This window comes from Pseudomonas cichorii (assembly GCF_015471405.1).
GTDB classification, from domain to species: Bacteria; Pseudomonadota; Gammaproteobacteria; order Pseudomonadales; family Pseudomonadaceae; genus Aquipseudomonas; species Aquipseudomonas serbiensis.
This window is the reverse complement of the sequence record NZ_BLVZ01000018.1, coordinates 1-26,134: the sequence shown is the minus strand read 5'-3', so window position 1 is coordinate 26,134 and position 26,134 is coordinate 1. Positions and strand designations below refer to the sequence as shown.

General features: G+C 57.4%; 35 protein-coding genes. All 35 read left to right on the top strand.

What is annotated here, in order from left to right; all coding sequences use genetic code 11:
- Positions 1–2 precede the first annotated feature (2 nt).
- The 35 genes from JL015_RS23990 (at position 3) to JL015_RS23820 (ending at position 25,936) form a co-directional block, all read left to right on the top strand.
- Positions 3–419, top strand: a complete 417-nt coding sequence (locus JL015_RS23990; protein ID WP_201020315.1) for a VRR-NUC domain-containing protein — start codon at positions 3–5, stop codon at positions 417–419.
- A complete protein-coding gene (locus JL015_RS23985) occupies positions 416–697 on the top strand; it encodes a hypothetical protein (RefSeq protein WP_201020224.1) in 282 nt (93 codons plus the stop codon). Before JL015_RS23990 ends, JL015_RS23985 begins: the two co-directional genes overlap by 4 nt.
- Positions 694–1,980: a tyrosine-type recombinase/integrase gene (locus JL015_RS23980; protein ID WP_201020223.1), complete on the top strand. Its 1,287-nt coding sequence runs from the start codon at positions 694–696 to the stop codon at positions 1,978–1,980. Before JL015_RS23985 ends, JL015_RS23980 begins: the two co-directional genes overlap by 4 nt.
- Positions 1,977–2,186 (top strand): hypothetical protein, encoded by a 210-nt coding sequence (locus JL015_RS23975; protein ID WP_201020222.1) that lies wholly within the window; start codon positions 1,977–1,979, stop codon positions 2,184–2,186. The genes JL015_RS23980 and JL015_RS23975 overlap by 4 nt, the downstream gene beginning before the upstream one ends.
- Positions 2,183–2,500, top strand: coding sequence for a hypothetical protein (locus tag JL015_RS23970; RefSeq protein ID WP_201020221.1), 318 nt, complete (start codon positions 2,183–2,185; stop codon positions 2,498–2,500). The genes JL015_RS23975 and JL015_RS23970 overlap by 4 nt, the downstream gene beginning before the upstream one ends.
- Before the next feature lie 3 nt (positions 2,501–2,503).
- The gene (locus JL015_RS23965) at positions 2,504–3,067 is read left to right on the top strand and encodes a hypothetical protein (RefSeq protein ID WP_201020220.1); all 564 of its coding nucleotides are present in this window, start codon (positions 2,504–2,506) and stop codon (positions 3,065–3,067) included.
- Positions 3,068–3,321: 254 nt separating this feature from the next.
- Complete coding sequence (locus JL015_RS23960) at positions 3,322–3,693, top strand: chemotaxis protein (RefSeq protein ID WP_201020219.1); 372 nt, start codon at positions 3,322–3,324, stop codon at positions 3,691–3,693.
- On the top strand, positions 3,693–4,010 hold the full coding sequence (locus JL015_RS23955; protein ID WP_201020218.1) for a hypothetical protein: 318 nt from the start codon (positions 3,693–3,695) through the stop codon (positions 4,008–4,010). Before JL015_RS23960 ends, JL015_RS23955 begins: the two co-directional genes overlap by 1 nt.
- An 86-nt stretch (positions 4,011–4,096) precedes the next feature.
- On the top strand, positions 4,097–4,480 hold the full coding sequence (locus JL015_RS23950; protein WP_201020217.1) for a Gp49 family protein: 384 nt from the start codon (positions 4,097–4,099) through the stop codon (positions 4,478–4,480).
- 134 nt (positions 4,481–4,614) lie between these two features.
- Entirely contained in the window at positions 4,615–4,833 is a 219-nt protein-coding gene (locus JL015_RS23945) for a hypothetical protein (protein ID WP_201020216.1), read from the top strand.
- Between the two features lie 60 nt (positions 4,834–4,893).
- Complete coding sequence (locus tag JL015_RS23940) at positions 4,894–5,085, top strand: hypothetical protein (protein ID WP_201020215.1); 192 nt, start codon at positions 4,894–4,896, stop codon at positions 5,083–5,085.
- Positions 5,082–5,387 carry an HNH endonuclease gene (locus JL015_RS23935; protein ID WP_201020214.1) on the top strand — a complete coding sequence of 102 codons (306 nt, stop codon included), beginning with the start codon at positions 5,082–5,084 and terminating at the stop codon, positions 5,385–5,387. The genes JL015_RS23940 and JL015_RS23935 overlap by 4 nt, the downstream gene beginning before the upstream one ends.
- A gap of 132 nt (positions 5,388–5,519) precedes the next feature.
- Complete coding sequence (locus JL015_RS23930; RefSeq protein ID WP_201020213.1) at positions 5,520–6,020, top strand: terminase small subunit; 501 nt, start codon at positions 5,520–5,522, stop codon at positions 6,018–6,020.
- A gap of 3 nt (positions 6,021–6,023) precedes the next feature.
- Positions 6,024–7,724 (top strand): terminase large subunit, encoded by a 1,701-nt coding sequence (locus JL015_RS23925; RefSeq protein ID WP_201020212.1) that lies wholly within the window; start codon positions 6,024–6,026, stop codon positions 7,722–7,724.
- Positions 7,721–7,882, top strand: coding sequence for a hypothetical protein (locus JL015_RS23920; protein WP_201020211.1), 162 nt, complete (start codon positions 7,721–7,723; stop codon positions 7,880–7,882). Before JL015_RS23925 ends, JL015_RS23920 begins: the two co-directional genes overlap by 4 nt.
- The gene (locus JL015_RS23915; RefSeq protein WP_201020210.1) at positions 7,875–9,188 is read left to right on the top strand and encodes a phage portal protein; all 1,314 of its coding nucleotides are present in this window, start codon (positions 7,875–7,877) and stop codon (positions 9,186–9,188) included. The genes JL015_RS23920 and JL015_RS23915 overlap by 8 nt, the downstream gene beginning before the upstream one ends.
- 2 nt (positions 9,189–9,190) lie before the next feature.
- Positions 9,191–10,027, top strand: coding sequence for a head maturation protease, ClpP-related (locus tag JL015_RS23910; RefSeq protein ID WP_201020209.1), 837 nt, complete (start codon positions 9,191–9,193; stop codon positions 10,025–10,027).
- A gap of 185 nt (positions 10,028–10,212) precedes the next feature.
- Complete coding sequence (locus JL015_RS23905; protein ID WP_236250276.1) at positions 10,213–11,412, top strand: phage major capsid protein; 1,200 nt, start codon at positions 10,213–10,215, stop codon at positions 11,410–11,412.
- Between the two features lie 38 nt (positions 11,413–11,450).
- Positions 11,451–11,828: a hypothetical protein gene (locus JL015_RS23900; RefSeq protein WP_201020207.1), complete on the top strand. Its 378-nt coding sequence runs from the start codon at positions 11,451–11,453 to the stop codon at positions 11,826–11,828.
- A gap of 3 nt (positions 11,829–11,831) precedes the next feature.
- Positions 11,832–12,308, top strand: coding sequence for a head-tail connector protein (locus tag JL015_RS23895; protein WP_201020206.1), 477 nt, complete (start codon positions 11,832–11,834; stop codon positions 12,306–12,308).
- Positions 12,308–12,649 (top strand): phage head closure protein, encoded by a 342-nt coding sequence (locus tag JL015_RS23890; RefSeq protein WP_201020314.1) that lies wholly within the window; start codon positions 12,308–12,310, stop codon positions 12,647–12,649. Before JL015_RS23895 ends, JL015_RS23890 begins: the two co-directional genes overlap by 1 nt.
- Entirely contained in the window at positions 12,649–12,855 is a 207-nt protein-coding gene (locus tag JL015_RS23885) for a hypothetical protein (RefSeq protein ID WP_201020205.1), read from the top strand. Before JL015_RS23890 ends, JL015_RS23885 begins: the two co-directional genes overlap by 1 nt.
- A complete protein-coding gene (locus JL015_RS23880) occupies positions 12,848–13,321 on the top strand; it encodes an HK97-gp10 family putative phage morphogenesis protein (protein WP_201020204.1) in 474 nt (157 codons plus the stop codon). Before JL015_RS23885 ends, JL015_RS23880 begins: the two co-directional genes overlap by 8 nt.
- Positions 13,321–13,689 (top strand): DUF3168 domain-containing protein, encoded by a 369-nt coding sequence (locus tag JL015_RS23875; RefSeq protein WP_201020203.1) that lies wholly within the window; start codon positions 13,321–13,323, stop codon positions 13,687–13,689. The genes JL015_RS23880 and JL015_RS23875 overlap by 1 nt, the downstream gene beginning before the upstream one ends.
- Positions 13,690–13,754: 65 nt before the next feature.
- Positions 13,755–14,243 carry a phage tail tube protein gene (locus tag JL015_RS23870; protein ID WP_201020202.1) on the top strand — a complete coding sequence of 163 codons (489 nt, stop codon included), beginning with the start codon at positions 13,755–13,757 and terminating at the stop codon, positions 14,241–14,243.
- A gap of 9 nt (positions 14,244–14,252) precedes the next feature.
- Positions 14,253–14,588: a phage tail assembly chaperone family protein, TAC gene (locus tag JL015_RS23865; protein WP_201020201.1), complete on the top strand. Its 336-nt coding sequence runs from the start codon at positions 14,253–14,255 to the stop codon at positions 14,586–14,588.
- Positions 14,589–14,605: 17 nt separating this feature from the next.
- On the top strand, positions 14,606–14,875 hold the full coding sequence (locus JL015_RS23860; protein ID WP_201020200.1) for a phage tail assembly protein T: 270 nt from the start codon (positions 14,606–14,608) through the stop codon (positions 14,873–14,875).
- Between the two features lie 40 nt (positions 14,876–14,915).
- Positions 14,916–15,326 carry a hypothetical protein gene (locus tag JL015_RS23855; protein WP_236250270.1) on the top strand — a complete coding sequence of 137 codons (411 nt, stop codon included), beginning with the start codon at positions 14,916–14,918 and terminating at the stop codon, positions 15,324–15,326.
- Positions 15,327–15,382: 56 nt separating this feature from the next.
- The gene (locus JL015_RS23850) at positions 15,383–19,465 is read left to right on the top strand and encodes a phage tail tape measure protein (RefSeq protein WP_201020199.1); all 4,083 of its coding nucleotides are present in this window, start codon (positions 15,383–15,385) and stop codon (positions 19,463–19,465) included.
- Positions 19,465–19,809 (top strand): phage tail protein, encoded by a 345-nt coding sequence (locus tag JL015_RS23845; protein WP_201020198.1) that lies wholly within the window; start codon positions 19,465–19,467, stop codon positions 19,807–19,809. Before JL015_RS23850 ends, JL015_RS23845 begins: the two co-directional genes overlap by 1 nt.
- A gap of 34 nt (positions 19,810–19,843) precedes the next feature.
- Positions 19,844–20,023: a hypothetical protein gene (locus JL015_RS23840; RefSeq protein ID WP_201020197.1), complete on the top strand. Its 180-nt coding sequence runs from the start codon at positions 19,844–19,846 to the stop codon at positions 20,021–20,023.
- 320 nt (positions 20,024–20,343) lie between these two features.
- Positions 20,344–21,042 carry a phage minor tail protein L gene (locus tag JL015_RS23835; RefSeq protein ID WP_201020196.1) on the top strand — a complete coding sequence of 233 codons (699 nt, stop codon included), beginning with the start codon at positions 20,344–20,346 and terminating at the stop codon, positions 21,040–21,042.
- 2 nt (positions 21,043–21,044) lie between these two features.
- Positions 21,045–21,827 (top strand): C40 family peptidase, encoded by a 783-nt coding sequence (locus tag JL015_RS23830; RefSeq protein WP_201020195.1) that lies wholly within the window; start codon positions 21,045–21,047, stop codon positions 21,825–21,827.
- A gap of 8 nt (positions 21,828–21,835) precedes the next feature.
- Positions 21,836–22,417: a tail assembly protein gene (locus JL015_RS23825; RefSeq protein WP_201020194.1), complete on the top strand. Its 582-nt coding sequence runs from the start codon at positions 21,836–21,838 to the stop codon at positions 22,415–22,417.
- Between the two features lie 54 nt (positions 22,418–22,471).
- On the top strand, positions 22,472–25,936 hold the full coding sequence (locus JL015_RS23820; protein ID WP_201020193.1) for a host specificity protein J: 3,465 nt from the start codon (positions 22,472–22,474) through the stop codon (positions 25,934–25,936).
- Positions 25,937–26,134 lie beyond the last annotated feature (198 nt).

Genomic DNA, 26,134 nt, shown 5'->3' with positions numbered 1-26,134 from the left:
ATATGCCGCTTTTCAAACCGAAGCGCACTCGCGCGAAAGCCGTTGATCGTGAGGGGTTGGAGCAGGCCGCGCTGCTGAATGAGCTCAAACTGCGAATGCCGTTGGTTGCAGCGCTGATATATCACGTCCCGAATGGTGGTCACCGGCACAAGCTTGTGGCGATCAAGCTGAAAGAGCAGGGCGTCCGTGCCGGTGTCCCCGATCTCGTTCTACCGATGGCTCGCGGTGGTTACTTCGGCCTGTACATCGAGTTCAAAGCCACGGCTCCGCACGACGCGGCCGTTTCGACTAGCCAGTACGCCTGGATTCGCCAACTGAATGAGCAGGGCTATCTGGCCATCGTCTGCCGGGGGCATTTCGACGCGATGGAGCAAATCAGGGCATATCTTCGACTTCCTAAAACAGAGGTGGCGGCATGAACCATCAATTCAAGCCAGGCGATCTGGCGCTTGTCATAAGTAGTGGCGAGAAGGGCCTCATTGGGAGAGTTGTTGAGGTATTGAAGGTCCTGTTCGATGACCGGGAAGAGTACGACGCTTACGGAGAAATCCATGAAGGCCATGCGGACGGAAGCCCCTCAGCGTTCGTCGATTTCGGAGGACATAATGGTGTTTGGTTTTTCTCTCAAAAGAACCTGATGCCCCTGCGCGGCGATTTCCTTTCAGAGCAGCAGAAGGCGCAGGCGGTGCCTGCATGACTGCCTCTGTGCGCATCACCGATGCGGAAATCAAGCGTCAGTCCGCTGGTGCCGAGCGTGATCTGCGCGACGTAGAGAACCGAGGCTTGTACCTACGTTTCACGCGCGACCGCGCCCGGGCATCGTGGTACCTGGTCAGCAAGGGCAAGTGGAATCTCGTCGGCAGTTATCCTGACTTGTCGGCCAAGCAGGTTGTTGCGGCGCTGCCCGCCATTCGCCTGCGCCTCGAGGCCGGGGCGGGTTCCAATCTTTCCAAATGGGTGACCACTGGTGAGCTGCTGGACTGGTACGCGGACCGCATGGCTCGCGACCGCAGCCTGTCGGACAAGCGCAAAAAGACCGGGGCGTCGTTGATCAAATGTCAGCTCAAGCCGCGCCTGGGCAGTGTGCCGCTGACCGCCATCGACAAAGCCACGCTGGACGACCAGTTCATGTGGCCGGCGCAGGAAGCCATCGGCATCGATTACGTGCGCTCGGCATTCCAGTTGCTGGCCCTGGCATTCCGTCAAGCCTTCAAGCTGCGCCTGATTGCAGCCAATCCGATGAAGGACATCAAGTTCAGCGACTTCTCGAAAGCCAAGGTGGGCGTCAAGCCGTCCAGGCTGCGCGGTACCCAGTTGCAGGAGCTGATTGCGCGCTTGCTGACCGCCATCGAGACCGAGTCAGCTGGCGGCTTGCTGGCGCTGATGATGCTCTGCCATGGCACCCGCATCGGCGAGACACGGCAGGCGCGCTGGGCGCACATCAGCCTGGCTGAGCGCGAGTGGTTCATTCCGGCTGAGAACACCAAGACCGGTGTCGAGCATCACCTGCCGCTGACTGATCAAGTTCGCAGGATGCTGATCAGCTACCGAAACATCCAGTGGGCCAGCGGGTACAGCGGCCAATTCCTTTTTCCGTCTCGCAACGGTAATGCACTCAGCGAGGGTCAGGCCAGCGCTGTGTTCTCAAGACTGGGGCAGGGTGAGTGGACAAGCCACGACCTGCGAAAAGTAGCCCGCACTGGCTGGGCGGATATTGGCATTGACCACCTGATCGGTGAGCTGCTGATCAACCACGCCATGGGTCATAACGTGAAGGTGTACATCCAGTCAGACGTGATGGCCCGCAAGCGTGACGCCCTTGAGAAGTGGCACGCGCATCTAGATTCAAAGGGCTTCGACCGCATTCAGACATTGACCGGCTTTAGATTGGGCGATTCTGGTAATGGCCTGCAAGCCACGGCTGATAAGGGTTGCGGCCCTGTTGGCGAATCAATCATAGGCGAGGTTTTGAAACCATGAAAAAAGCCAGGGTAATGTTCGGTGGGCAGATCGCAAGTCTGGTTGAGGGTGAGATTTCACCCCAGGGCCTTGATGTCTATGAGTTGAATGGTCGCAAGTATGAGGCGTTCATCCGGATTGGCTCATTGGATGACTCGGGTTGTGAATGCCGTGATGGTCACACTTGGGTTGGGCTCAAAGAGATTGAAGGGGCGCCGGGAAAATGAAGAAGCAGTACGGGCCAGCGCTGCGCAAAGAGAGGGTGGACTTGACCCAGTGTCCAGACTGTCGGGGCAGAGCCGTCGTGAGGGGCGTCTTTTACGAGTTGCCCTGCGGCCGCTGCAACGCTTCCGGGTGGATATCGGCGCCGACAGGAGAGGCATTGCCGCTGGAAGAACTTGTAACCCAGCTTGGTCTGCGAGTGCGCGAACTGGAGCAGCAGGCCGAGCGCCAGCGCCCCAACACTATCAGCGGGCCTGAAGCGCAATATCGAACGAACAACCGTCGCGGTGCCGGTGGCACGAATTACACAGGGGATTGATCAATGGGCATCTATAAAGACGTGATGGGCACCCTTGTGCGTGTGCTCGCTGCCGACAACATCGATAACAGCACAAAGCAGTCGTGGCAGAAGCTGATCGATGCCGACATGCGCCAGGGTGGTACAGGCTCAACGCTTTCAGTGCGAGACAAGTTCGATTACGACTGCTGTCTGTATGCGCTGCTGCATCGGCGGCTGGAGGCTGCGCACTGGGATGTGCTGGTCGCAAAGTACTCAACGCACAAGGCGAACAAGGTCGCGGCTATTGGCCGCCTGGTAAGTCGCATGGTGTCGCCCGCGCCTCAATTGTTTGTCTATAAGGCGCTGACAGCCTGGGCTATTCCAAAGCTCAAGGGTGTGCAGTCTGGCAAGCGCTCAACAGACATGATCGTGCTGTCCGCCGAGTTCTACGACATGAATACGTGGGAGACCGGCGCATCACCTGAGCGCACTCGTCATCGCTGGAAGTCTGGTATTCACAAGCGTCTTGAGCAGATTGAGGAGGCCGCAGTCATTCATGTGACCGAGATTTTCGATCAGGAACAAATCTTCATAGATGCCGCTTGACTGTAGTGGCGCAGTGGCAGTAAATTATCTCCATCATGTCGATCTTGCGTGCGGTGATACGCAGCGAAACCAAAGCCCAGCCACCAAAAGCTGGGTTTTTTTATTGCCTGCGGTTTGATGGACCCGCAACCAGGGCGGCCCTATGGGCGTCTCTGATAAGCCGGTGATTGGTTGTTGGCAGACCGCACGGAAAGACGTTCACACCTATTTCAAGGCTCAGCATCTGCTGGGCCTTTTTCGTATCTGGAGTAACGATGGACCCAACCGACCTCGGCCCGGGCACAGCTACCTGGCTGGGCGGGACCGGCACCATCCTACTGGGTGGCTTTCTGTGGCTGAGGAAATTCCTCTCCAAGGATGCTGCTGATCGGGCAATGGACAACGCTGATATCGGCACTGTCCGGCGCCTGAACGAATTGCTCGATTCCGAGCGGGCAAGAGCAAACGCCGCAGAGGCTCGTGCTGATCAGTTCGCAAAAGAGCGCAACGAATTGGCGGCGGCAGTAGGGCGCATGGAGGGCAAGGTGGAGGCTTTGACAAGCCAGATCGCCACGCTCACTGACAAGGTAACGACTCAAAGCGCGGAGATTTCTCGCCTGCGCGCCCAGCTTGGAGGTACTGCGTGATGGACAGATGCGCAATCAACTTCATCGCTCGCCACTGGTGGCGCCGGGTGGAGATCTGGCTCATTGCGATCCTGCTGCTGGCCGGTGGTGCGATGCTGGGCTTTCAAGTTGCCCAGTGGACGCTCGCGGATGCGTACCGGCAGCAGGTTGCAGAGATTCGCGCTGCATACGATGAGGCCACGCTGCAGCGTGATCATCGCCTAGATGAGCTGACCCGCAAGACCAGCACGGCAGCCGAGAAAGCAACCAGGGCGGCGACAACAGCGACCAAGGCCGTGGACAAGGCTGGCGAAGCACTGAACAGGTCAGGCCAGTAGCGCCACAAATTCGATAGCTGCCATTTCGTGGCGCGAACAACCCAAGCCCTGGCACCCGCTGGGGCTTTTGCATTCTGGAGTACAGCATGAACGACAAGGCAATCGAGCAAGAGATTCAGGTCAAGGGCAAGACTGCGCCGCGAATCACTCCGGCCGACCTTCAAGCGAACATCGCAAGTGAGCACTATTTCACTGGTGTCGACGGCGTGATGGGCGCGTACCGCAACGGCGATGATGTTCATCCGGTGGGCGGGACGCCGAGCCAAGAGTCCACTCAAGCGCTCGGCCTGCTGACCTTCTGTGTGCTGGTGCTGGAGAACGGCTTCACCGTCACCGGCGAATCGGCCTGTGCCAGCCCGGAAAACTTCGACGCCGAGATCGGCCGCAAGATCTCCCGACAGAACGCCGAGCAGAAAATCTGGCCGCTGATGGGCTATGAGCTGAAACAGCGCCTGCACGACGCCAAGTGAAAAAGTCTTGGCTCGTCCACGCACCTGGTTACCCACCATTCCCAATGATCCCTATGGGTCCAGCTCTGAGTCATGCCGAAGCGCTGGCATGCGCAAGAGTGATATGGCCGACCGCAACCGTAGAGTGAGTAGATATGAAGAGTGCCGCCCAAAGTAATCTCAGCTACCTGCTGTCGTCCCGCCCACTGATCGTGAAGCGCAGCGGCCAGCATGTGTGCCTGCATGACGCTTTCAGTGGTGAAGTGCTGGGTGGCCAGAGCAGCGTCAAGCTCATCCAGAATCCTGGCGAAGCAACCCGCCTTGTCGTTGAGTTCGTCTGCGACGGCACGTATGTGCGCATGGATGGTGAATAGTGGCATGTAGTGGGTGCGCCGCCCGGCGCGAATGGATCAACAAGTGGAGCCGCATTGCGTATGAGCGAGCACTCAATCTTATTGCAGGAGCAGATGCTGTCCGAGCAGAAGAAGCAGACGGCACTGCTCCAGCAGATTGCAACGAACCAGATGGTTCTGATTCAGGCGTTGGCGGAGGAGCAGGGGGTGGAAGAGGAGATGCAGGCCCTGACCTACCTTGATGGCTCTCCGGTCAGGAGTGGACAGCTTTGAGCAGGCTTAAGACGCTGAGGCCGCGAATTGAGCCTGCGCAAACAAGTCGCCTTAAATCGGCAGCCCCAACTGAATGGGGCTCCGGACGCGGCGGGCGGCCATGGCGTCGAATTCGTGAGCGAATCCTGATCAGGGATCAATACACATGCCAGAAATGCGGAAAGATCACCGAGCAGCTTGAGGTTGACCACATCATTGGCAAGACCCTTGGCGGCACTGATGATGACCTCAACCTGCAAAGCCTCTGTGTGCCATGTCACCAGGTCAAGACGGCTGCCGAATCTCGCGGCATCAATGAATGATAATCGATCTCAATTGCGAGGCTGATTGCCTCACCTGAGGGGGAGGGCGGGTCGAAAGTTCAAGACCTTTTGTCTCGGACACCACCCCCTCTCCCATTCGTAGTTTTTATCCCCCCTCCAAGGTTTATGTTAATGGTGTTAACAGACAAGCAGCGACAGTTTGTTGACGCTAAGGCTCGAGGTGCGTCCAACAAAGAGGCGGCGGAAGCGGCAGGGTGCAAGGCTTCTACGGCATCTGCCGCCGGATCGCGATGGGCCAACGACCCCAAAATTTCTGCAGCAATCCTGGCAAGGAAGGCCGAGCTCAGTGTTAAGCCGGGCCGCTCACCGCGCGCATCTAAACAGGCTGCTGAAGAAGATACTGACTCGCCTCCTGATGCTGGCGGCGAGTTCTTGGATTGCATGCCCTTTACAGAAGATCCGCTTGAGTGGCTGCTTGCGCTCATGAATGAGCCTCGCGCCAAGGTCTTTGATCGGCGTAATGCCGCCCAGACAGCGGTTCCCTACATTCACGGCAAGAAAGGGGATTCTGGCAAGAAGGGTGAGAAAGCCGCAGCAGCAAAAGAGGCTGGAAAAGGGCGGTTCGCACCGAGGTCCGCCCCCAAGATGGTGGTCGACAACACGAAGGGATGACAAATGCAGTGGACTACGGCTTGCCCTGACTGGGAGCAGCGTATTGTCTCCAGGCGCTCACTCATCCCCTTCAAGCCATTGTTTGTGGATGAGGCCGAGGCTGCGCTGGAGGTTTTCAAATCCCTGAAGGTTGTCGATCTCCCAGGGCAGCCGACCTTCGGTGCATGTTGCGAGCAGTGGGTGTTCGATTTCGTATCGGCAATCTTTGGGGCTTATGACGCTGAGCGTGGAAAGCAACTGATCCGAGAGTTCTTTCTCCTGATCAGCAAGAAGAACTCCAAATCTACGATCGCCGCCGGGATCATGCTGACCGCATTGATTCTCAACTGGCGACATGAAGAGGAGCTGCTGATCATTGCGCCGACTATTGAGGTGGCGGGCAACAGCTACAAGCCAGCCGCAGCAATGGTGCGAGCTGATACAGAATTGAGTGCGCTGATGCACGTTCAGGATCACCTGCGCACGATCACTCACTTGGAGACCAAGGCTTCTCTGAAGGTTGTTGCTGCAGACACTGACACGGTATCAGGTAAAAAATCCGGAAAGATTCTGATCGATGAGCTTTGGATCTTTGGCAAGCGCGTCAACGCGGATGCGATGTTGATGGAGGCTACTGGCGGTCAGATATCGCGGGAAGAAGGTTTCATCATTTTTCTATCGACGCAGAGCGATGAGCCACCGGCAGGCGTTTTTGAGGAAAAACTGAGTTACTACCGTGACGTACGTGATGGCATCGTCAACGATCCAAAGTCGCTTGGGGTGCTATACGAATTTCCTAAAGCCATGGTGGCCAACGAGGACTACCTGAAGGCCGAGAATTTTTACGTAACCAACCCGAACATGGGACGCTCTGTAAGCAAGGAGTGGCTGGAAGATAATCTGGCAAAAGAGCTTCGCAAGGATGAAGGAAGTCGACGTAAATTCATTGCCAAGCATCTGAATATCCAGATCGGAATGAATCTTCGGGCTAACCGGTGGGCAGGTGCTGATCACTGGGAGGCGCAAGGCGATAAAAAGCTCACTCTTGAAGAGTTCTTGCGGCGGAGCGAGGTCGTTGTTGCCGGTATCGATGGCGGTGGTCTGGATGACTTGCTCGGGCTAAGCCTGATCGGTCGTGAGCGGGGCACCCGCAAGTGGCTGCATTGGGCGCACGCATGGGCACACAAGATCGCACTTGAGCGCCGCAAGGATATCTCCAGTCTTCTGATGGATTTTGTGAAAGACGGTGATCTCACCATTGTTGATCGGCCTGGCGATGATGTTAAGGCAGTCGCTGACATCATTTGCCAAGTGCGCGACGCAGGCTTGCTGCCTGAAAAGCAAGCCATCGGAGTTGATGCTTCGGGTATTGGGGACATTGTCGATGAGCTGATCACGGCAGACCGAGGTATTGCCATGGAATGCATCGTATCAGTCTCCCAGGGGTGGAGGCTTAACGGTGCCATCAAGACGACAGAGCGGAAAGTTGCCGGTGGCGAGCTCATCCACGGAGGAACCCGCCTGATGGCTTGGTGCGTAGGCAACGCACGAACCGTTCAGGTCGGCAACGCAACGACAATCAATAAGCAGGTCAGCGGTTCAGCCAAGATCGACCCGCTTATGGCGACATTCGATGCAGCCACACTGATGGCTCTTAATCCTGAAGCCGCCTCTGGTGGTATGGATAATTTCATGGCTGGCATACGGGACCCTTTGATCGCATGAGTGCATTTTCTTGCTTCATCATCTTCGCCTTGATGGGCTTTGGCCTGGCTTGCGCGGGTATTTGGATGTTGGCCGGTGTGGCGTGGGCGTTGCTTGCGGCTTCGTTCAGCATGTTCTGTATCGCGGGCTTTATCCGTCGAGGTCTTTCCAGTGAGTAAAACCCTTTTCCAGGCTCTTGGTAGCGCGGCCGCAAAGCCATCCGCATCTGAGAGCCTGAGCGGTTGGCTGGGTAAGTCGATAAAGCTATCTGATGGTGGATTCTGGAGCGCCTTCAACGGCGCGCAGTCAAGCAGTGGCAAGTCCGTTACTGTCGACAAGGCGATGCGGCTTTCCACGGTCTGGGCATGCGTTCGCATTATCTCTACATCTGTCGCAGGTCTGCCGCTAAGCATTTATCAGCGAAAAAAGGATGGGAGCCGCGAAAGCGCCAGAGACTTCCCGCTTTATGACGTAGTACACACAAGTCCGAACGAGGACATGGCCGCCTTTCACTTCTGGCAGGCTGTGGTCGCCTCAATGCTGTTGTGGGGTAATGCTTACTGCGAGATTCACCGTTCTGCGGGCCGAGTCATCGCGCTCGATTTTCTGATGCCGTCCCGGGTTGATGTGGAGTTGGACGACGATGGGCGCTTGAAGTACTTCTTCAGGCCGAGAAAGGGCGCAAGGCGGCAGATCCAGCGAGAAGACATGCTGCATATCCCGGCATTCACTCTTGATGGACGCATGGGGCTTTCAGCAATTCGATACGGTGCCGACGTGTTCGGCTCGGCGATGTCTGCTGATGACGCTGCGAACAGCACATTCAAGAATGGAATGATGCCGACTGTGGCGTTTTCGGTCGATAAGACCCTGACGCCCAACCAGCGCGTTGAGTTTCGCGAATATGTCCAGACGATATCCGGCGCGCTGAATGCCGGTAAGAGCCCGGTGCTGGAGGCTGGTGTCAAGCCGGAGATGATCGGCATCAACCCAGTCGATGCTCAACTGCTGGAGTCGCGCGGGCACAGCATCGAAGAAATCTGCCGCTGGTTCGGCGTTCCACCCTGGATGGTGATGAAGACCGACAAGGGCAGCAACTGGGGTACCGGCCTTGAGCAGCAGCAGATCGCGTTTCTGACCTACTGCATCATGTCGTACACGGCTCCCATCGAGCAGTGTGTCAACAAGCGCTGCATGACTGCGGTGGATCGAAGGACCTTTTACGCTGAGTTCTCGCTTGAGGCATTCCTTCGCGCAGACAGCACCGGTAGGGCCGCATATCTCAGCACAATGGGGCAGAACGGCTACATGACGCGCAACGAGGGGCGTCGCAAGGAAAATTTACCCGCTATGCCTGGTGGCGATGTGCTGACCGTTCAATCCAACCTGGTACCGCTTGATCAGCTTGGAAAATCGGGCGACGCCGAGCCTGCCCGCACCGCCCTGAATAACTGGCTGAGCCAGAACGACACCTCGAAGGAGTAACCATGAAGCTGGACATCAAAGCTGGCAGCTTTCGCTGCGAGCTAAGCCCTCGTGCGCTCGAAAAATGGAATCCGGCGATCAAGGCAGCCGTAGAGACTGCTGGCGAAACCATCACTATTTACGGGTTGATTGGCGAAGGCTGGTATGACGAAGGCGTGACGGTGAAGCGCATAGATGCAGCCCTTCGGGCCATCGGCGACAAGCCAGTGACGGTCTACATCAATTCGCCAGGCGGAGACATGTTTGAAGGCATCGCAATCTACAACCGTCTGCGCGAGCACTCTCAATCAGTCACCACCAAGGTGCTGGGTTTGGCTGCCTCGGCCGCCTCAGTTATCTACCTGGCTGGCGAGCAGCGTCAGGTGGCCAGCAGCGCTTTTCTCATGATCCATAACTGCTGGACTTACACCGTTGGTAACCGCCATGTCTTGCGAGATATCGCTGACGACATGGAAGAGTTCGATTCGGCCATGGCCGAGTTGTATGCCGAAACAAGCGGCCAAGGCATTGAGGATATGGCCGCCCTGATGGATGACGAAACCTTTATCCGTGGCAAGCGTGCTGTTGAGCTTGGCCTGGCCACTGGGCTGCTTACGCAGGATGAGGTCACCGAGTCTGATGACGAGGCTTCCAAGCAGACCAGCTCGCTCAAGGCCATGGATGTTGCTCTGGCAAAGGCTGGCATGTCCCGCAGTGATCGTCGCGAACTGTTCGCCAATTTCAAGTCCGGTACGCCTCGCGCTGCCGGCGGGGTCACGCCGAGCGCTGGCCCGACCAATACGCCTCGCGCTGTTGCGCTGAACCTACCGCCACTCCCAAAACTCTCTTTTCCTTCATAAGGAATCAAGCTATGAAATTTCGTTTGTCCCCTCTGTTTTTGATGGCGGTTCTCAGCGTGTCCGCACTGATTCCGCTTACTTTTGGTGCAACTCCCGCGACCATCCTGGGTGCGCTGTGTGTGGTGCTGGTATCCAGTTCGTTGGTACAGCCTGGCACCTCTCGCTATCGGGCATGGAACTCGCAGATGGGCAAGGTCGGCTCCGATGATATCGAGGGTCAGTACAAGGAAGTGCAGGCCAACCTGAGAGACATCGGCGATCAGCTCAAGGTGCATGCTGAGCAGGCCCAGAAGGATGTTCAGAAGCATCAGGAACTCAGCCAGGAAACCCGTGCCAAGGTAGATGACCTGCTCACAAAACAAGGCGAGTTGCAGGCGCGACTGCAAGAGGCCGAACAGAAGTTGGTCAATGCCAATTCCGGTCGAACCGGCGAGGATCGTCAGAAGTCTGCTGGCGAGATCGTTGTTGCATCTCAGGAAATGGAGGGTGTCGACTCTTCGTTTCGGGGTTCCCGTCGCATCGCCGTGCCGCGCGCAGCCATCACTTCTGTGGCGGGCTCTGGCGCTGCCCTGGTTGCCAATGAACGCTTGTATGGCATTCAGGCTACTCCGGAGCGCCGTCTGACCATCCGGGATTTGATTGCGCCCGGTCAAACATCCAGCAACGCAGTTGAATACGTCAAGGAGGACGGTTTCACCAACAGCGCAGCGCCGGTCGCTGAGGGTGGTGCAAAGCCTTACTCCGATATCAAGTTCGCGTTGGCGAATGCGCCGGTTCGCACACTTGCGCATTTGTTCAAGGCAAGCCGCCAGATCCTGGATGACGCACCGGCTCTGCAAAGCTTTATCGATGCGCGCGGTCGTTACGGTCTGAAACTGGCTGAAGAAAACCAACTGCTGTTCGGTAACGGTATCGGTGCCAACATTGGCGGTATTGTCCCGAAAGCTCAGGCTTACGCCGCGCCAGGCGGCGTTACGGTAACGGGTGAGCAGCGTATCGACCGAATCCGCTTGGCTTTGCTCCAAGCCGAGCTTGCCGAGTTTCCTTCTGATGGCATCGTTCTGAACCCGATTGACTGGGCTCTGATCGAGTTGCTGAAGGACGCCAATGGCAATTATCTGATCGGTCAGCCGCAGGGCAGTACTCAGCCGACTCTGTGGCGTCGCCCGGTAGTCTCCACTCAATCCATGCCTCAGGATGACTTCCTGGTTGGCGCGTTCGCGCTGGGCGCTCAGATTTTCGACCGCATGGATGTTGAAATTCTGATCTCGACCGAGAACGACAAGGATTTTGAGAACAACATGGTCACCGTCCGTGCTGAGCAGCGCCTGGCGTTGGCTGTGTATCGCGGCGAAGCCTTTGTGACCGGCTCTCTGACCCAGTAAGCACTCCGGGGCGGGGTGCCGCCCCATCGAGGTATTTCATGACTGACGTAATGATCAAGCCGCTGCGGACATATGAAGATCGCGGCGAAATTCGCCGGCGTAATAGCCAGCCGTATCCGGCACCTGACTGGCTGGCGAAAGAGCTGAAGGACTCAGGTCTTTGCGAGGTGGTGCAAGGCCAGTCTGCCGTTGTGGCACTCGATCTTTCCATCAAAAATCTGTCCCGGGGTAAGTGGGTCGTGGTTGATGGATCTGGTGAGCCTGTTGGTGATTTCAGTGGTTCCAAGGATGAGGCCGCGGTCGAACTGGAGCGCTTGGTTGCTGCGGCTGGCGAGGTTGAAGATCCTGAGCTGCCTTCAGAAGGTGAGGGCGGTTCTGAGCTGCTCGCACCGTCTGAGCCAGCGGACAAGGAGTAGATCATGTCGGTCATCAGTATTGAGCTGGCCATGCATCACCTGCAGGCAGAGCCAGATGACCAGGTGTTGGTTCAGGCTCAGTTGAACGCTGCGGAAGAGGCAGCAATGCAGTTCCTGAACCGCCGCTTTTACGCTGATCAGCAGGAATTTGAACTTGCCAGGGCGGGTCTTGATGGCCTGATGCGGGCTGCACGCGATGCCAATGCTGCGGCAGTGGCGGCCGCCGAGAACGAGGAAGATCATGGCATCCGCTGCCGCAAGCTGGATCATGCCCGGAAAGCTTTGGCTGACGCCTATGAGCAGGTCGATTTGATCGGTTACGGCATTGTGATCAATGACGCGATCACGTCTGCCTGCTTGCTCAAACTGGGCCACTTGTTTGCCAACCGCGAAGAAGTGATCACTGACGGTAATGCCGTTGAACTGCCGTTGGCATCCCGCTCACTGCTGATGCCCTATCGCTGCAGGATGGGTGTGTGATGCGTGCCGGTAAGCTCCGGCATCGCATCGATATCCAGCAGAAGGTTGCTGTTCGAGATCCCGCAACAGGGGAGTTCGCCGAGCCTCAATGGGTTGCCGTCTGGGAAAAGTGTCCCGCGCAGGTGACGCCTCTGTCTGCAAGGGATCTGATCGCAGCTCAGGCCGGCCAGTCCGAAGCCTCTGCGCGAATGGTCATTCGCTATCGGGCAGGTGTGCTTGCCACGATGCGGGTCGTCTACCGGGGTGAGCTGTACAGTATTGTCGGCCCGCCGCTGGAGGACCCGAACTCTGGTCGTGAGTACCTGACGATTCTTGTCTCGAAGGGGGTGAAAGATGGCTGATGCCTACTGTGGTTATTGTGGTGGAAAACACCCTAAAAGCCTTTGCCCTCATACCTGGTCAGGAAGCTCACAGCGTGCTCGTTTGCGGTGTACTTATTGCGGCAGTAGTCAGCATGCAGTTGAGTTTTGCCCGAAGACACATGGCGGTTTCGGAGCTCGCCGGCGCAATCCTAAAGGCCAATACCTGGATTGATGCTCATGACTGATCAAATCAATGCGCGCTTGCAGGGGCTCGCGCAGGTGACGCAGAAAATGCTCGGCCTGGCCCCAAAGCTGCGCCGAAAAGGACTTCGCAAGGCTGCTCGGCAGGCTATGAACATTGTTCGGGATGATGCCAAGGCCCGCGCCAAGGCGCTGGACGATCCGGAAACTGCCGAAAAAATCTGGAAAAACATCATCACCCAGGAGGCGGCCCGGCTGGGGCGTCAAGAGGGTGGCGTTGCGATGCGCGTCGGTATTCGTGGTGGCGCAGGCTCAAATCAGCACAGCAAGGACGCCTCCGGCAACCCGGGTGGCGACACCCGGCACTGGCGGTACATCGAGTTCGGCACGAAGTACACGCCGCCCGCGCCCTTCATGCGACCTGCGTTTTCGACCAACGTCAATGCGGTCGTGGACCGGTTTGCCTCGGTGCTGACTCGGGAAATTGAAGCTGCACTTCAGGAGGCCTGATGGACGCCCCTATTTTCTCTGTGTGCTCGGCAGATCCGGGCGTTGCTGCGCTGCTTGGATCCGGCGTTGAGTGCAGGCTTTACTCGTTCGGTGAGGCTCCGGAAGGCGTAGCGAAACCCTATGCAGTCTGGAGCGTGATCAGCGGCAGCCCGGAAAACTACCTGCATGGCCGGCCAGATGTCGACGGCTTCACTTTGCAGGTGGATGTCTATTCGGTCGCTGCTGGTGGCGCGACTGCAGTCACCCGGGCGTTGCGTGACGCAATCGAGCTGCATGCCTACATCGTTCGTTGGGGCGCTTCAGATCGAGACCCCGATACCAAAGATTTTCACCGGAGCTTCGACGTGGACTGGATGGTTCGCCGGTAACCCGTTTTCAAACACAACAACCCGCCAAGTGCGGGTTTTTTATTGCCCGACACTTGGAGAAAACCATGTCGATTCTGACCCAGGGTACTCAGGTTTATGCCCTTGTACCGCCCGTTTCCGGCACAGGCCCGCTCACAGTGCTGGAGGTCGAGTGCGCCACAGCATTCAACCCTGGCGGTGCGCCTGCTGACCAGATCGAAGACACCTGTCTCAGATCCAAAGAGCGGACCTACAAGAAGGGCTTGCGCACCCCTGGCCAGGCCTCGCTGACTGTCAATGCTGACCCGGCAAATGCCAGCCATATTCGCCTGCATCAGCTCTCCGAGTCCGACGGCGATACCGCTGTAAAGTGGGCTGTTGGTTGGTCTGACGGCACTGCGGACCCGACTGTCAACGCCGAAGGTGATGATTTCGAGTTGCCAGACACTCGCACCTGGTTCGTCTTCGCTGGCTACGTTTCGGACTTCCCGTTCGATTTCGCCGCAAACGCCGTTGTGAGTACTGCGGCTACCATTCAACGCTCGGGCGGCTCGGCCTGGATCAAGAAGGTTTAAGGGGTATATATGAATCTGGCTGAGTTGAAAAAGAAGGGTGCTGTGGTTGCTGAAACCTTGGTGAAGAAAGAGGTGCAATGGACGCACTCTGATTCAAAAGGCAAGAAGGTGACCGATAAATTCACTGTGCACGTCCGCCGCCACACCTACGGAAAGATGGAGGTTTTGTTTGCAGGTGACGACCCCGAAAAATCCAGAAACGCCACCTACCTGGCTGCCACCATCCTTCTCGGAGCTAACGGTGATGAACCGCTGCCTTACGATGACGCGATGAATTTGGACCCGGAACTGGGTTTCGCCTTGATGAAGGCTGTGAACGAGGTTAACCACGCCGCAAAAAACTGACCCCTGCCGATGAGCTGATGCATGAGCTTGTGCTCAACGGTATAGGGGGCTGCACCATTGCTGAGGCCAAGGCCAATATCAGTTGGTCGGAGGTTTTGGCGTGGTCTGCGTATCGGGATAAGTACGGATCGCTGAATCCGATGCGCAGGAGCGAGTGGTCTAGCGCCATGATTGCCTTCCAAATCAATCGTGCCAACGGTGGTAAGGCAGAGTTGATCGACTTTATGCCCAATTCAGAGCGCGTCGTAGAAGTCACGCTTGATCAGGCCATGAATGAGTGGGCTTAATGGGGTTGGCGATGGTAGATTGTTTGCGAACCCATACCGAATGATCGTCATGCGTCCAGTTTTTTTTGCCCTTGTAGCTTCTTTAATCGCGGGCTGTTCAACGTCGCCCATATCGCCCGAAAGAGCGGATCCTGTTCCTGGTTCACGCATTCATGCGTTTATCGGAAAAGGCGACGCTCAAATTGTCGTGACCCGTGACAGTGGTTTTTACGGGGCTGCGTGCAACTACTTTTTCTACATCGACGGTGTATTAGCTGCTGAGTTTGCTTCAGGAGAAGTAGCTAAGTTTGGAGTTAAGCGGGGGCGTCACGTTCTGGGAATAAAGCCGAGCTTGGCCTGTTCTGGCAAAGGGCTTATTGAAAGAGAAGTACAACTAGAGGTGGGCGAGTCTGTCAGGCGGCGAATCACTATTTCAGGTGACTCCTACGATATAACACCGACTGCCATGTAAAATTTGCTATTAGAAAAACCCGCCAAGGCGGGTTTTTTATTGCCTGGAGAAAATCTATGGCGTCAAGATCCCTTGGCACGTTGACGCTTGATCTCATCGCGCGTATTGGCGGATTTCAGCAGAATATGGACCGGGCTTCACAGTCTGTAACACGCACCGGCGTTGCTGCTGACGCTGCTTCGGCGAGGGTGGCCGCAATGCAGGGGCAGATGCTGTCCCTTTCCAGCATGGCGGCAAGCATTGCTGGGCCGTTGTCTGCTGCTTTCAGCGTCAGCGCGATCTACAACGCTTCTGAGGCTTACACATCCCTGACCAGCCGTCTCAAGCTGGTAACAGAAGGATCCGCAGAACTCGCGAAGGCTCAGGATGCGGTTTTTTCGATTGCCCAGAGCGCTTATCAGCCGTTGAGCGCGACCGCAGAGCTCTACCAGCGGATTGCGACCAACCAGAAAGAGCTGAAGCTGACCGGCGAAGGCGTAGCCGGCGTAGTGGGCACCATCAGTAAGACGCTGGCTATCTCCGGTGCTTCTGCTGCTTCTGCGAACGCTGCGCTGGTGCAACTCGGCCAGGCATTCGCCTCTGGAGTACTTCGAGGTGAAGAGCTGAATAGCGTTATGGAGCAAGCTCCAGCGCTGGCACAGGCCATCGCGGTCGGCATGGGCAAGACTGTGGGTGAACTGCGCACCTTGGGTGCAGAGGGCAAGCTCACGGCCGACTCCGTTGTGAAGGCGCTGCAGGCCCAAGAAAAGGCAGTTGCTGACCTATTCAACAAAACCGCCGTGACGATCGGCAACAGTATCACCGCAACTGGTAACTCGCTGACCCAGTTCATTGGCCGGATGGATCAGGCGAGCGGGGCCAGCGCAGCGATATCGGCGAATATCGTCAAGGTTTCGCAATCCATTGATGGTCTGACCAAGGACTTCGGGGCTACCTCGAAAACCTTTGAGCAGATTTCAAGCGCCGCCGAGACGCTGGCTTACATTCTCGGCACGCGCCTGGCCGTCGCCGCTGCGCAAGGTGCGGCCGGCTTCGCAATGGCCACGAAGGCGTCGATCGCACAGGCGGGGGCGTTGGCGCGCTCAACCGCGATGAGCATTCAAAATGCTAATACTGAAGCAGCCTCGGCCAAGCAGATTCTTACGCTGGCTCAGCTGAAAGAGGCTGATGCAAAAGCTACCTTGACCAGAGCCCAGGCAGAAGTGGCCGCAGCCCAGCAAAAACTGGCAGCCGATCGAGCACGTCAACAGTCCGAGCTGAATAATCTTAAGACTGTTCAAATGACTCTCATGGCAGAGCGAGAGCAAGAGGCAGTCAGGCTTGCCAGTCAGATATCCGAGCAGGGTCGTGCTGCCGCCCGAAACAGGATGGCTTTAGCGCGTCGTGCGGAGGTTCAGATCATTGATCAAATCTCAGCGGCAGAAGTACGTCTGGCTGCGACCACAGCAGCCACTTCTGCCGAGATACAAGCTTCGTATGCGGTGAAAACGGCAGCTGTCACGGCATTCGCCGAGGCAAAGCTCACAACCGACGCCGCATCAAGAGCTTCTGATGCCGCCACGGTGGCCGCATCCAGAAGTAGCACGGCAATGGTGGCGGCGTCTGCTGCTGGGCGAGGAGTGCTCGGTCTTCTGACCGGTCCGGTCGGACTGATCGCGATGACGGCCTTGGTTGCATCCTCGTTTATCGACTTTGGCGGTGGCGCAAATAGCGCGACTGCTGCTCTGATAGATCAGAACCTGACGCTTGATGAGTCGATCACGAAGTTCAAGGAGCTGGGTCAAGCGCAGAAAATGCTTCAGTTCTCGACATGGACGGCCAAGCAAACCGAGGCGTCCGAGGCTGCGGCGAAAGCATTCGACGATTTCTCAATTCGAGGGCGCAATGCCTATCAAAACCTCGGTGTTGCTGGGATTGAAGGCGGCAAGGCCTTTGAGCACATGCTCAGCCAGGTTCGCAACGGGTCAAGGACGCTCGCCAGCGTCACCGCGTCAGTCAAAGAAAACGGCGACATCATGCCGTCCTATATTTCGTCTCTCGAAGAATCGGCGGCGGCAAATGAACGGAGTGGCGAGCAGGCGGAGAAGTACCGGCTGCTTCTTGCTGGGGCCACTCAAGAGACTTCCGGCCTGGTTGCACAGACGAAGGGGCTTTCGACCGCTCTTTCTGGGTCTGGAGGACAGACAAAGGCTCAGCTCGCGGAATGGGAAAAATACATCGCGAAGCTGATCGAAAGTCGCGACTTGTTCGGGGCAAACGCTGAAGCGCAGGCTGCTTATGCCGCTGAACAAATGGGGCTCACGTCTCAGCAGCGTGAGCAGGCCAAGGTTATTTCGCAGCAGAAGGACGTTCTGGAGAAATACAAGGACGCTGTAAAGTCGAACGACAAGATCCAGCAGGACGCGCTGAGGCGGCAGTTGGTAGGTCTTTACACGGCCGAACAGGCTGCGTTGGATGCTGCGGCTGCCGCTGCGAAAGCTCACAACGAATCTGCGAAAGCCGCAACAGACAGCGCGAACCAGCAGATCAAGGAAATGCAGCGAGTGGTAGCCGCCGCTGGAAATATTTCAAAGAGCTCAAGCTTTCTCAGTGGGCGCAACATGCTGTTGGCGGCTCCGGTTCAGTCTGATGTAACAGGTCGCAGTATGGTGCTGCCTGGCTCTGAGACGCCGATTGTCGCGAAAGACCCTAGAAAGGATGCTGTCCAGCGGGCGAACGATGCTATTTCCCGCATCACCGAAACTACTGACCCCAACAAAACGCAGTCGAAATATCGGGAAGATGCTGCGCAGAAGACTCTTGATCAGGCTCGTCAGCAGTACGCGGTTCTGAAAGAACAGTCTGTGCTGCTGGGGGCGCAGAAAGGAGATATCGACAAGATCGGCGCTGCCTCTCGCGAGCTTATCAAGTGGGAGCAGGAGCTTGCGGATATAAAGTCGAAGCAGACTCTGACTGCCGACCAGAAGTCGCTGCTCGCCAAGCAGGAGTCGATCACCGCCGATCTGAAGCGGAACGCGAATCTCGAGAAAGAAAACGAGTTGCGAAAAATCGCGCTGGAAGAGGAGAAAAAGCTTAAGGCTTTCAGCTCAAATGCCAAAGAGAGCAATCAGTCCGTAAAAGACGGGTTCGATCAGCAGCTCGCCGGAGCAGGCCAGGGCGATAAGCGTCGAGGCCAGCTCCAGCAGATGCTTTCAATTGAACAGGATTTCAACAAGCAGCAACGCGAGCTTGTGCTCCAGCGCAACAGTGGTGATATCAGTGAAAGCTTGTATCTGAAGGAAACAGCGGTTATCAGCGAGGCGATGGCAGAGCGCCTGGTGATTCAGCAGGATTACTACAACAAGGTCGAAGAGGCCCAGGCCAACTGGATGGATGGCGTTGGTGATGCTTGGCAGAACTTCGCTGATGCGGCACAGAACTATTCAGCCATGGCTGCAGATGCCACCGGTTCGATTCTTGGAAGTGCCAGGAGTGAGCTGAGCTCGTTTATGTCTGATGTTGCCACCACCTCGAAGAGTGCGGGCGATGCGGTGATGGACATGGTAAGCGGCTTCGCCAAATCCATGATCAGCGCCTTGACCGACATGGCTGCTCAATGGGTGATCTACCAGGGTATTCAGCTTTTGGTTGGTAAGAGCGGGCAGTCAGCCGCTGCCACCGGCTTGATTGCCAATGCGCAAGCAGCATCTGCGCAAGCAGCATTGAACGCTTACGCATCGACTGCCGGCATACCGCTTATTGGCCCCGCACTTGCTCCCGGGGCGGCGCTCGCAGCCTCGGCGGCAACAATGCCGATGGTCGCAGCGGTCACCACGTCGGCGCTCGCTGGTATGGCTCACAACGGTATGGACAACATCCCGAAAGAGGGTACCTGGCTGCTCGATGGTGGTGAGCGTGTGCTCAACCCGAACCAGAACCGCGACCTGACCAAATACCTGGCTGACAAGACTGCAGGTGGCGGTGGCGGTACAGCTCCGATCCACATCAGTGTGCCTGTCACCGTCGAAGCGCAGCCAGGCATGAGCGACGCCGAGGCGGCCAGGCAGGGCAAGGCCATAGGCGATAGTGCGGCGCAGCAGGTGCGCCAAGTTATTCAGCAGGAAATGAGGCAGGGCGGCCTGCTCTGGAGGCGCGCGTGATGGCTGAAATATTCGACTTTGACGTGCAGGTCGGCGCTTCCGGTGACGTGTCGCAGCGCACCTGGTCGAACGATTTCGGTGACGGTTACAGCCAGTCCGGCGGCGTGGGTATCAATACCAGGTCGCAGTCTTGGGACGTATCGGTCATCGGGCGGTTTGGCGAGGGCCAAAAGCTTCAGTTGGTGCGGGATTTTCTGGACCGGCAGGAAGGGTACAAATCCTTCCTGTGGACGCCACCGGGCAGTGGTCAGGGCCGTTACCGGGCAACCGGCTACAAGATATCGACGCTCGGCGGCGGCCTCCACTCGCTCTCAGTGAGCTTCAAACAAACCTTCAACCCATGAAACAGCATGATGCGGCAGAGCCGCAGGAGCGAAAATGGAAGCCATTAAAGACCCTTTCCCGGGCCACGGCGACGCCGGGAAAGCGCTTGACTGGATCAGTCGCCAGATTTCCGAGACTGCTCTAGAAAAAGACCTTGTATCAAAGATTCAAGTGCAAGGTGATGCGCAGAACGATTCGGGACAATCGAATTGTCGGCAGGCAAAGCAGCTATAACGGCGCGTGCTGCATCGGCGACCTTCTCCCTGTTGGCAACATCTAGCACAGCGATGGCTGTTCCTATTACTTGAAGTGCGCCGCACACGCCTATTTCAAAAGGGGTGATAACTCGTTGCTCTCCGCTCACATTGACCTCCAGGTCATATTGCCCCGGTCCATGGGCTTGCAGGCAACGGACCGCGGCGGTTCGTTGGGGGCGTAACGCTACTACGGCTCAGAGAGCTGGCGTTACTGGAGTTACGTCCACGCTGTACAACCATTCAGTTTTCTTTCAAGCCTGACCCCGCCAAGTGCGGGGTTTTCTTTTGGTGATCATCATGATTTACAGCGCGGACATCCAGAAGCTGGAGCCCGGCAACCAGATTCGTCTGTACGAACTGGATGCCACACGTCTCGGCGCTACGCTATGGCGCTTCCATGGGCACGAGCACGAAGGCGACATCATCTGGCAAGGCCAGCTGTATTCGCCGATTCAGATCGAGGCCAGCGGCTTCGATATCCGGGGCGATGGCCGACCGGCAACACCGACACTCAAGCTTGCCAACGAGCTATCGGGTATTCGCGGTGCGATATCAGCTATCTGCCTCCAGTACCGTGACCTTGCTGGCGCTCGCTTCACTGTGATCGAAACGTTCAAGCACTTCCTGGATGCAGCGAATTTCGCTGAAGGAAACCCGGATGCTGCTGATCAGTCCCGCAGAAGCCTTTGGACCATTGAGCAGAAGACAGAGGAAAACCGTGCCTCGGTCACGTTCGAGCTTTCGAGTCCCATCGACATGGAGGGGCAGCAGCTGCCGTCTCAGCAAATCACCAAGCTGTGCCGCTGGGCCATGCGCGGCCAGTATCGGCAGGAGGCGTGCGCGTACACCGGCACCGCGTATTTCGACAAGAAGAACGAACCCACCGACAACCCGGCGCTGGACCGCTGCGGCGGCTGGTGGAGCAGCTGCAAGTTGCGCGGCAATACCCGCCGGTTCGGCGGCTCAATGGGCGCAAGCCTGATCGCCAAGGGGTAAGCATGCGAATCAATCAAAAGCTTCAGGACGCCATTCGGGCGCACGCCGAGCAGTCGCACCCGGCCGAGGCCTGCGGGCTGCTGATCAAGACCGATGCCGGACGTGAGTACGTGCCTTGCGGCAATGTCGCCACCAACCCGCTGCAGCACTTCCTGATCGACAAGCACGACGCGGCGGCGGCAGAGGACCGGGGCGAGGTGCTGGCGATCGTGCACAGCCACCCGGACCGCGCCGCCACGCCGAGCATGACCGATCGGGTCAGCTGCGAGCTGCACGAACTGCCCTGGGCAATTGTGGGCTGGCCCGGCGGCGATATTCAGTGGTTCAAGCCCAGCGGGTTCCAGGCTCCGCTGCTGGGCCGGGACTTCTCGCACGGCCTGCTCGATTGCTGGTCGGCCTGCCGCGACTGGTACGCCCGCGAGGCGTCGTTGCCGCTGCCGAACTTCGAGCGCAAAGAACTGTGGTGGGAAGATCCGAACAGCCCCAGCCATTACGAAGAGAACTACGAGGCCTGCGGGTTCGTCAGGGTTGATCAGCCCCAGCGCGGCGATATGTTGATTTTTCAGATACCAACTGTAGGCCGTCCCTGCCACTTCCCGAACCACGCAGCGATCTACCTGGGCACCGATGCCAGCCTGCACAGCGAGCCAGCACCGGCGCTCGGCGGTACCGGGCCTTTCATCTACCACCACATGCCCGGTCGCCTGGCTGCCCGAGAAGTCTACGGCTGGTCCATGGCAAACCGGGTGAAGCTGATTCTGCGCCACAAGGAATACAACCAATGATTACTGTAATGCGAAAGGTTATTTTGTACGGCGTTCTCCGCAAGCACTTCGGCAAAGAGTTCATCCTAAATGTGCATAGCGTGCGTGATGCTGTGAATTGCCTCTGCGCGCAACTCCCAGGCCTCGAGAAGTTTCTGCGCACCGGCGAAGAGCGCGGCCTGGTGTTCAGCGTGTTCTGTGGCAAGCGGAACGCCGGTGCGCAAGAGTTCGACCTGCAGGGTAGCGACGACAGCGAGATTCGCATCGTGCCGCTGATCCAGGGTAGCAAGCAGGCCGGTCTGTTTCAGGTCGTGCTTGGCGTTGCGCTTGTTGTGGCTGGAGCATTCACCGGCGGCACAACGAGCACCCTTGGGATGGGGTTGCTTGCCACAGGCGCGGCGGTCGGCCTGGGTGGTGTCGTTCAGATGCTGTCACCGACTACGAGTGCCAGCGTTACAGGCAACAACGAGGACGGGAACAATCCGAGCTATGGCTTCGGCGGCGCAGTCACCACAGTTGCCCAGGGCAACCCGTACCCTGTGCTGTACGGCGAGCGTGAGATCGGCGGGGCCGTAGAGTCAGGCGGCATCTACACGCAAGATCAGATATGACAATCTGAAATACCAGACCCGCTTCGGCGGGTTTTTTATTACCTGGAGAATCGCATGTGCGCAGCGCTCAAACTCGACGTTCAAGGCTCCAAAGGTGGCGAGGCGAAGCAGAAGCAGCCGAGCATCGCGGAAAACAGCACGCCTTCGCTGGCCACCGCTCGCATCGTGTACCTGTGGAGCTGGGGTCCCATCGTTGGGCCTGTTGACGGCCTGCGTTCGGTCAAACTCGACGGCACACCTCTGGTTGCTGAAGACGGCACCGTGAACTATCCGGGTGTGAAGTGGCAGTTCCGCAATGGTGAACTGAATCAGGCGCGCCTGGAGGGCATCGCCGAGTCGAGCAACGAAATCAACGTCGATCAGCAGCTACTCAGCACAGCGCCGTACTTGCGAACTGTGAACAACGCAATGCTGGACGCCCTGCGAGTGCGCCTGAGCTGGCCACAGCTTCAATCTCAGGATCAGAGCGGTAACATCAATGGCGTGAGGGTTGATTACGCTATCGATATCGCAACTGATGGCGGCCCGTTCGTACAGGTTCTCGCATCATTCGTCGACCGCAAGAACGTCACAAAGTACGAACGCAGTCACCGCCTCGACCTGCCAGCCGGAAACCGCTGGACGATGCGTGTGCGCCGGATCACACCTGAGGCCAACAGCTCGTTGGTTCAGGACAGCATGTTTGTGGAGGCAGTGGCCGAGGTCGTAGACAGCGATCAGGAATTTCCGCTCACCGCCGTGGGCTGCGTTGAATATGACGCCCAGCAGTTCGGCGGCGATATCGCCAAGATTGCTGTCCTGATGCGTGGGCGGATCGTGCGGGTGCCGACAAACTACGATCCGGAGACACGGACATACGCCACGTCTGGCGCAGGCACAAGTGGCGGCATCTGGGATGGTACATTCAAAGAGGCCTACACGAACAACCCTGCGTGGGTGTGCTACGACCTGGCCCTCAACCCTTACTATGGCCTTGGACACCGGATAGACGCGACGATGGTCGACCGCTGGAACCTGTATCGAATTGCTCAGTATTGCGACCAGTTTGTATCTGACGGGCAGGGCGGCATGCAACCACGACTGACCTGCAACATCTACTTGCAGAAGCAGGCAGACGCATATGCGGTGCTTCAGGACCTGTCTGCCATCTTTCACGGAATGAGCACGTGGGACGGAAGCCAGATCACATTCAACGCTGATATGCCTGGCGACCCGGTCTACACATACAACCCTTCGCAGATCCTGAATGCTGGCGAGATCCAGTATTCCGGCACTCGGGCGCGTGATCGGCATAATCTGGCGATGGTCAGCTGGGACAACCCGGCGCAGGGATTCGACACCGACAAGGAGCCGGTCTTTGATGACGAGGTGCTGGCGCAGACCGGATCGGTCAATGAGTTGTCTGTTGATGCATATGGTTGCACCAACCTGGCCCAGGCACAGCGCGCCGGGCAGTATGCGCTGCTCACTGAGCAGACACAGACGAGGGGTGCGTCGTTTCGTGTAGGTCTGGACGGCCAAATCCCGAAGCCGGGTCAGATCATCGCCGTTGCCGACCCCATGTTGGCCGGTCGTGCGAACGGCGGGCGTATCAGCGCGGTAGCGGGGCGGGTGATCACCGTTGACCGTGACATTGAGTTGTCGACGGGTGCCAAGCTGCGCGTGAATCTGCCCAGCGGAAAAAGCGAGGCGCGTGTAATCAGTTCCCTGGACGGCCGTCGTGCAACGCTTGCGGCTGAGTTCAGCGAGGTCCCCGAGGTTGAATGTGGCTGGATTCTAGAATACGACGACCTTAAAACTATGCAGTTTCTTGTGCGCAATATCACGCGCCCGGAATGGCACCAGTACCAGCTTGATTGCATCCAGCATGAGTCCAGCAAGTTCGATGCAATTGATTCTGGAGCGGTGGTCGACGCGCGGCCAATCAGCGGTATTCCCTTGGGCGTGCAAGCCGCGCCATCTGGCGTCTACCTGAGTCAGCACGTTGTTGTCGAGCAAGGCATAGCCGTCACATTCATGACGATCAGTTGGGATGCCGCGCCTGGCGCGACCGGTTATGACGTCGAATGGAAGTGGGGAGCGCGGGAGTGGGTCAAGGTCCCTCGCACGGCCGAGCAGGCTGCAGAGGTTCGCGGAATCTACTCGGGTGACTACATTGCCAGGGTGCGCGCAGTGAGCCCTATGAATGTTTCGTCGCTGCCTACCGCGTCAGTTGTGACCAGCCTGATGGGTAAGACAGGCCTTCCGCCTGCTGTTGCTTACCTGACGACCAGCAGCGAGCTCTTTGGCATCAGCTTGAAGTGGGGCTTTCCTGCTGGCGCGGATGATACGCAGCGCACGGAGATATGGTGCGGGCCGACGACAGATCTGGAGAGCGCAGAAAAGCTCAGCGACTTGGCTTACCCTCAATCCGAATATCTGATGCGGGTCCCGCAGGCTGGCGCTGAGTTCTTCTTCTGGGCACGGCTTGTGGACCGGACGGGGAATATCGGGCCGTGGTACCCGGCGGGGACTGGGGTTGTCGGTCGCTCCAGCTCAGATCCTGCCCCGATCCTTGAACTGCTCACAGGCAAGTACGTTGAAAGCGAAGTGGGTCAGCAGCTCTCTGAAAAGATCGACGATCTGCAGGCGCAGATAGAAGCGCTGGATGGATTGTCGGCTTACATACCTGATCAATCATATTTCGCTCGCGAGATGACGCTTGCCAATGGGCGGATCTATCAGGCCACCCAGGCAGTGCCGATCAATACGCCTCCGCCCAACGTCAATTACTGGATCGATGTCGGATCTGTTGTCGAAGCAGCAAATGGCTTGGCTCAACAAGTTCAGCAGAACACTACTGACATTGATGAGCTGGCTGCTGAGGCATCAAGCGTTCAGGTGTTGCGCGCAGCATGGCGTGACGACAATGGTGAGGGTGACCTGCAGTCGGCTTTGAATCAGTGGGATACCCAAGCTGCATATGCAAACGAGATCGTTGTCCGGGCAACGCAGGATCAAGCCTTTGCAACGGCAACTGAAACGCTACGGGCAAGCGTGGCAGGCAATGCAGCAGCGGTCCAGCAGGTTACACAGGCTCAAGCCAGCACTGACGGAAAAATATCGACGCTCTGGACTGTACGCATGGAAGCAACGTCGAACGGCCAGCCATACGCTGCCGGGTTTGGCCTGGGGTTGGCGTCTGGTCCGGGCGGGACGACATCGAGTTTTGTCGTGAGGGCCGACACTTTTCTTGTGATGAATACAAACTCTCAGACCCCTGAGTCGCTATTCGGGATAAGTGGTGGACAGACATTTATCAAGTCCGCATTTATTGAAGATGGATCTATCACAAGCCTGAAAGTCGGCAACTTGCAGTCGAATGATTACGTTGCGAATACATCCGGATGGCTTCTTCCGAAGACAGGGCCTTGGCAGTTGAATGGCTCCATGTCTGATGGGCGTCGCTCAACAATCGAAAATTCGGGATTCAAGCTGTATCACGCTAATGGCGTTCTCGGAGTTGCGCTGGTTCTCTAATATGACAGGATTGACAATACGGTCGGCAGACAACGCTGTACTTGTCGACATGACAATGAAGATCAGCCAGACAATGGGCAGCGTGGATACTGGCGGTGCAAATGGCGCTGTCACGATTCCATCGCCACCCACTGGTAAGGTTGTGTACTTCATTGTTGTGCCGCTTGTCGATATACAGAACGAGAAAGGAAAGAGGCC

Bases quoted from the DNA above. Each gene is read 5' to 3' on its own strand.
- JL015_RS23890 (WP_201020314.1), top strand. From the start codon at position 12,308: ATGCGTGCCGGTAAGCTCCGGCATCGCATCGATATCCAGCAGAAGGTT.
- JL015_RS23905 (WP_236250276.1), top strand. From the start codon at position 10,213: ATGGGCAAGGTCGGCTCCGATGATATCGAGGGTCAGTACAAGGAAGTG.
- JL015_RS23855 (WP_236250270.1), top strand. From the start codon at position 14,916: ATGATCGTCATGCGTCCAGTTTTTTTTGCCCTTGTAGCTTCTTTAATC.
- JL015_RS23845 (WP_201020198.1), top strand. From the start codon at position 19,465: ATGGCTGAAATATTCGACTTTGACGTGCAGGTCGGCGCTTCCGGTGAC.
- JL015_RS23895 (WP_201020206.1), top strand. From the start codon at position 11,832: ATGTCGGTCATCAGTATTGAGCTGGCCATGCATCACCTGCAGGCAGAG.
- JL015_RS23870 (WP_201020202.1), top strand. From the start codon at position 13,755: ATGTCGATTCTGACCCAGGGTACTCAGGTTTATGCCCTTGTACCGCCC.
- JL015_RS23840 (WP_201020197.1), top strand. From the start codon at position 19,844: ATGGAAGCCATTAAAGACCCTTTCCCGGGCCACGGCGACGCCGGGAAA.
- JL015_RS23965 (WP_201020220.1), top strand. From the start codon at position 2,504: ATGGGCATCTATAAAGACGTGATGGGCACCCTTGTGCGTGTGCTCGCT.
- JL015_RS23945 (WP_201020216.1), top strand. From the start codon at position 4,615: ATGAAGAGTGCCGCCCAAAGTAATCTCAGCTACCTGCTGTCGTCCCGC.
- JL015_RS23850 (WP_201020199.1), top strand. From the start codon at position 15,383: ATGGCGTCAAGATCCCTTGGCACGTTGACGCTTGATCTCATCGCGCGT.
- JL015_RS23980 (WP_201020223.1), top strand. From the start codon at position 694: ATGACTGCCTCTGTGCGCATCACCGATGCGGAAATCAAGCGTCAGTCC.
- JL015_RS23925 (WP_201020212.1), top strand. From the start codon at position 6,024: ATGCAGTGGACTACGGCTTGCCCTGACTGGGAGCAGCGTATTGTCTCC.
- JL015_RS23955 (WP_201020218.1), top strand. From the start codon at position 3,693: ATGGACAGATGCGCAATCAACTTCATCGCTCGCCACTGGTGGCGCCGG.
- JL015_RS23960 (WP_201020219.1), top strand. From the start codon at position 3,322: ATGGACCCAACCGACCTCGGCCCGGGCACAGCTACCTGGCTGGGCGGG.
- JL015_RS23825 (WP_201020194.1), top strand. From the start codon at position 21,836: ATGCGAAAGGTTATTTTGTACGGCGTTCTCCGCAAGCACTTCGGCAAA.
- JL015_RS23830 (WP_201020195.1), top strand. From the start codon at position 21,045: ATGCGAATCAATCAAAAGCTTCAGGACGCCATTCGGGCGCACGCCGAG.
- JL015_RS23820 (WP_201020193.1), top strand. From the start codon at position 22,472: ATGTGCGCAGCGCTCAAACTCGACGTTCAAGGCTCCAAAGGTGGCGAG.
- JL015_RS23910 (WP_201020209.1), top strand. From the start codon at position 9,191: ATGAAGCTGGACATCAAAGCTGGCAGCTTTCGCTGCGAGCTAAGCCCT.
- JL015_RS23930 (WP_201020213.1), top strand. From the start codon at position 5,520: ATGGTGTTAACAGACAAGCAGCGACAGTTTGTTGACGCTAAGGCTCGA.
- JL015_RS23865 (WP_201020201.1), top strand. From the start codon at position 14,253: ATGAATCTGGCTGAGTTGAAAAAGAAGGGTGCTGTGGTTGCTGAAACC.
- JL015_RS23835 (WP_201020196.1), top strand. From the start codon at position 20,344: ATGATTTACAGCGCGGACATCCAGAAGCTGGAGCCCGGCAACCAGATT.
- JL015_RS23880 (WP_201020204.1), top strand. From the start codon at position 12,848: ATGACTGATCAAATCAATGCGCGCTTGCAGGGGCTCGCGCAGGTGACG.
- JL015_RS23990 (WP_201020315.1), top strand. From the start codon at position 3: ATGCCGCTTTTCAAACCGAAGCGCACTCGCGCGAAAGCCGTTGATCGT.
- JL015_RS23970 (WP_201020221.1), top strand. From the start codon at position 2,183: ATGAAGAAGCAGTACGGGCCAGCGCTGCGCAAAGAGAGGGTGGACTTG.
- JL015_RS23920 (WP_201020211.1), top strand. From the start codon at position 7,721: ATGAGTGCATTTTCTTGCTTCATCATCTTCGCCTTGATGGGCTTTGGC.
- JL015_RS23985 (WP_201020224.1), top strand. From the start codon at position 416: ATGAACCATCAATTCAAGCCAGGCGATCTGGCGCTTGTCATAAGTAGT.
- JL015_RS23860 (WP_201020200.1), top strand. From the start codon at position 14,606: ATGCATGAGCTTGTGCTCAACGGTATAGGGGGCTGCACCATTGCTGAG.
- JL015_RS23975 (WP_201020222.1), top strand. From the start codon at position 1,977: ATGAAAAAAGCCAGGGTAATGTTCGGTGGGCAGATCGCAAGTCTGGTT.
- JL015_RS23950 (WP_201020217.1), top strand. From the start codon at position 4,097: ATGAACGACAAGGCAATCGAGCAAGAGATTCAGGTCAAGGGCAAGACT.
- JL015_RS23900 (WP_201020207.1), top strand. From the start codon at position 11,451: ATGACTGACGTAATGATCAAGCCGCTGCGGACATATGAAGATCGCGGC.
- JL015_RS23885 (WP_201020205.1), top strand. From the start codon at position 12,649: ATGCCTACTGTGGTTATTGTGGTGGAAAACACCCTAAAAGCCTTTGCC.
- JL015_RS23875 (WP_201020203.1), top strand. From the start codon at position 13,321: ATGGACGCCCCTATTTTCTCTGTGTGCTCGGCAGATCCGGGCGTTGCT.
- JL015_RS23940 (WP_201020215.1), top strand. From the start codon at position 4,894: ATGAGCGAGCACTCAATCTTATTGCAGGAGCAGATGCTGTCCGAGCAG.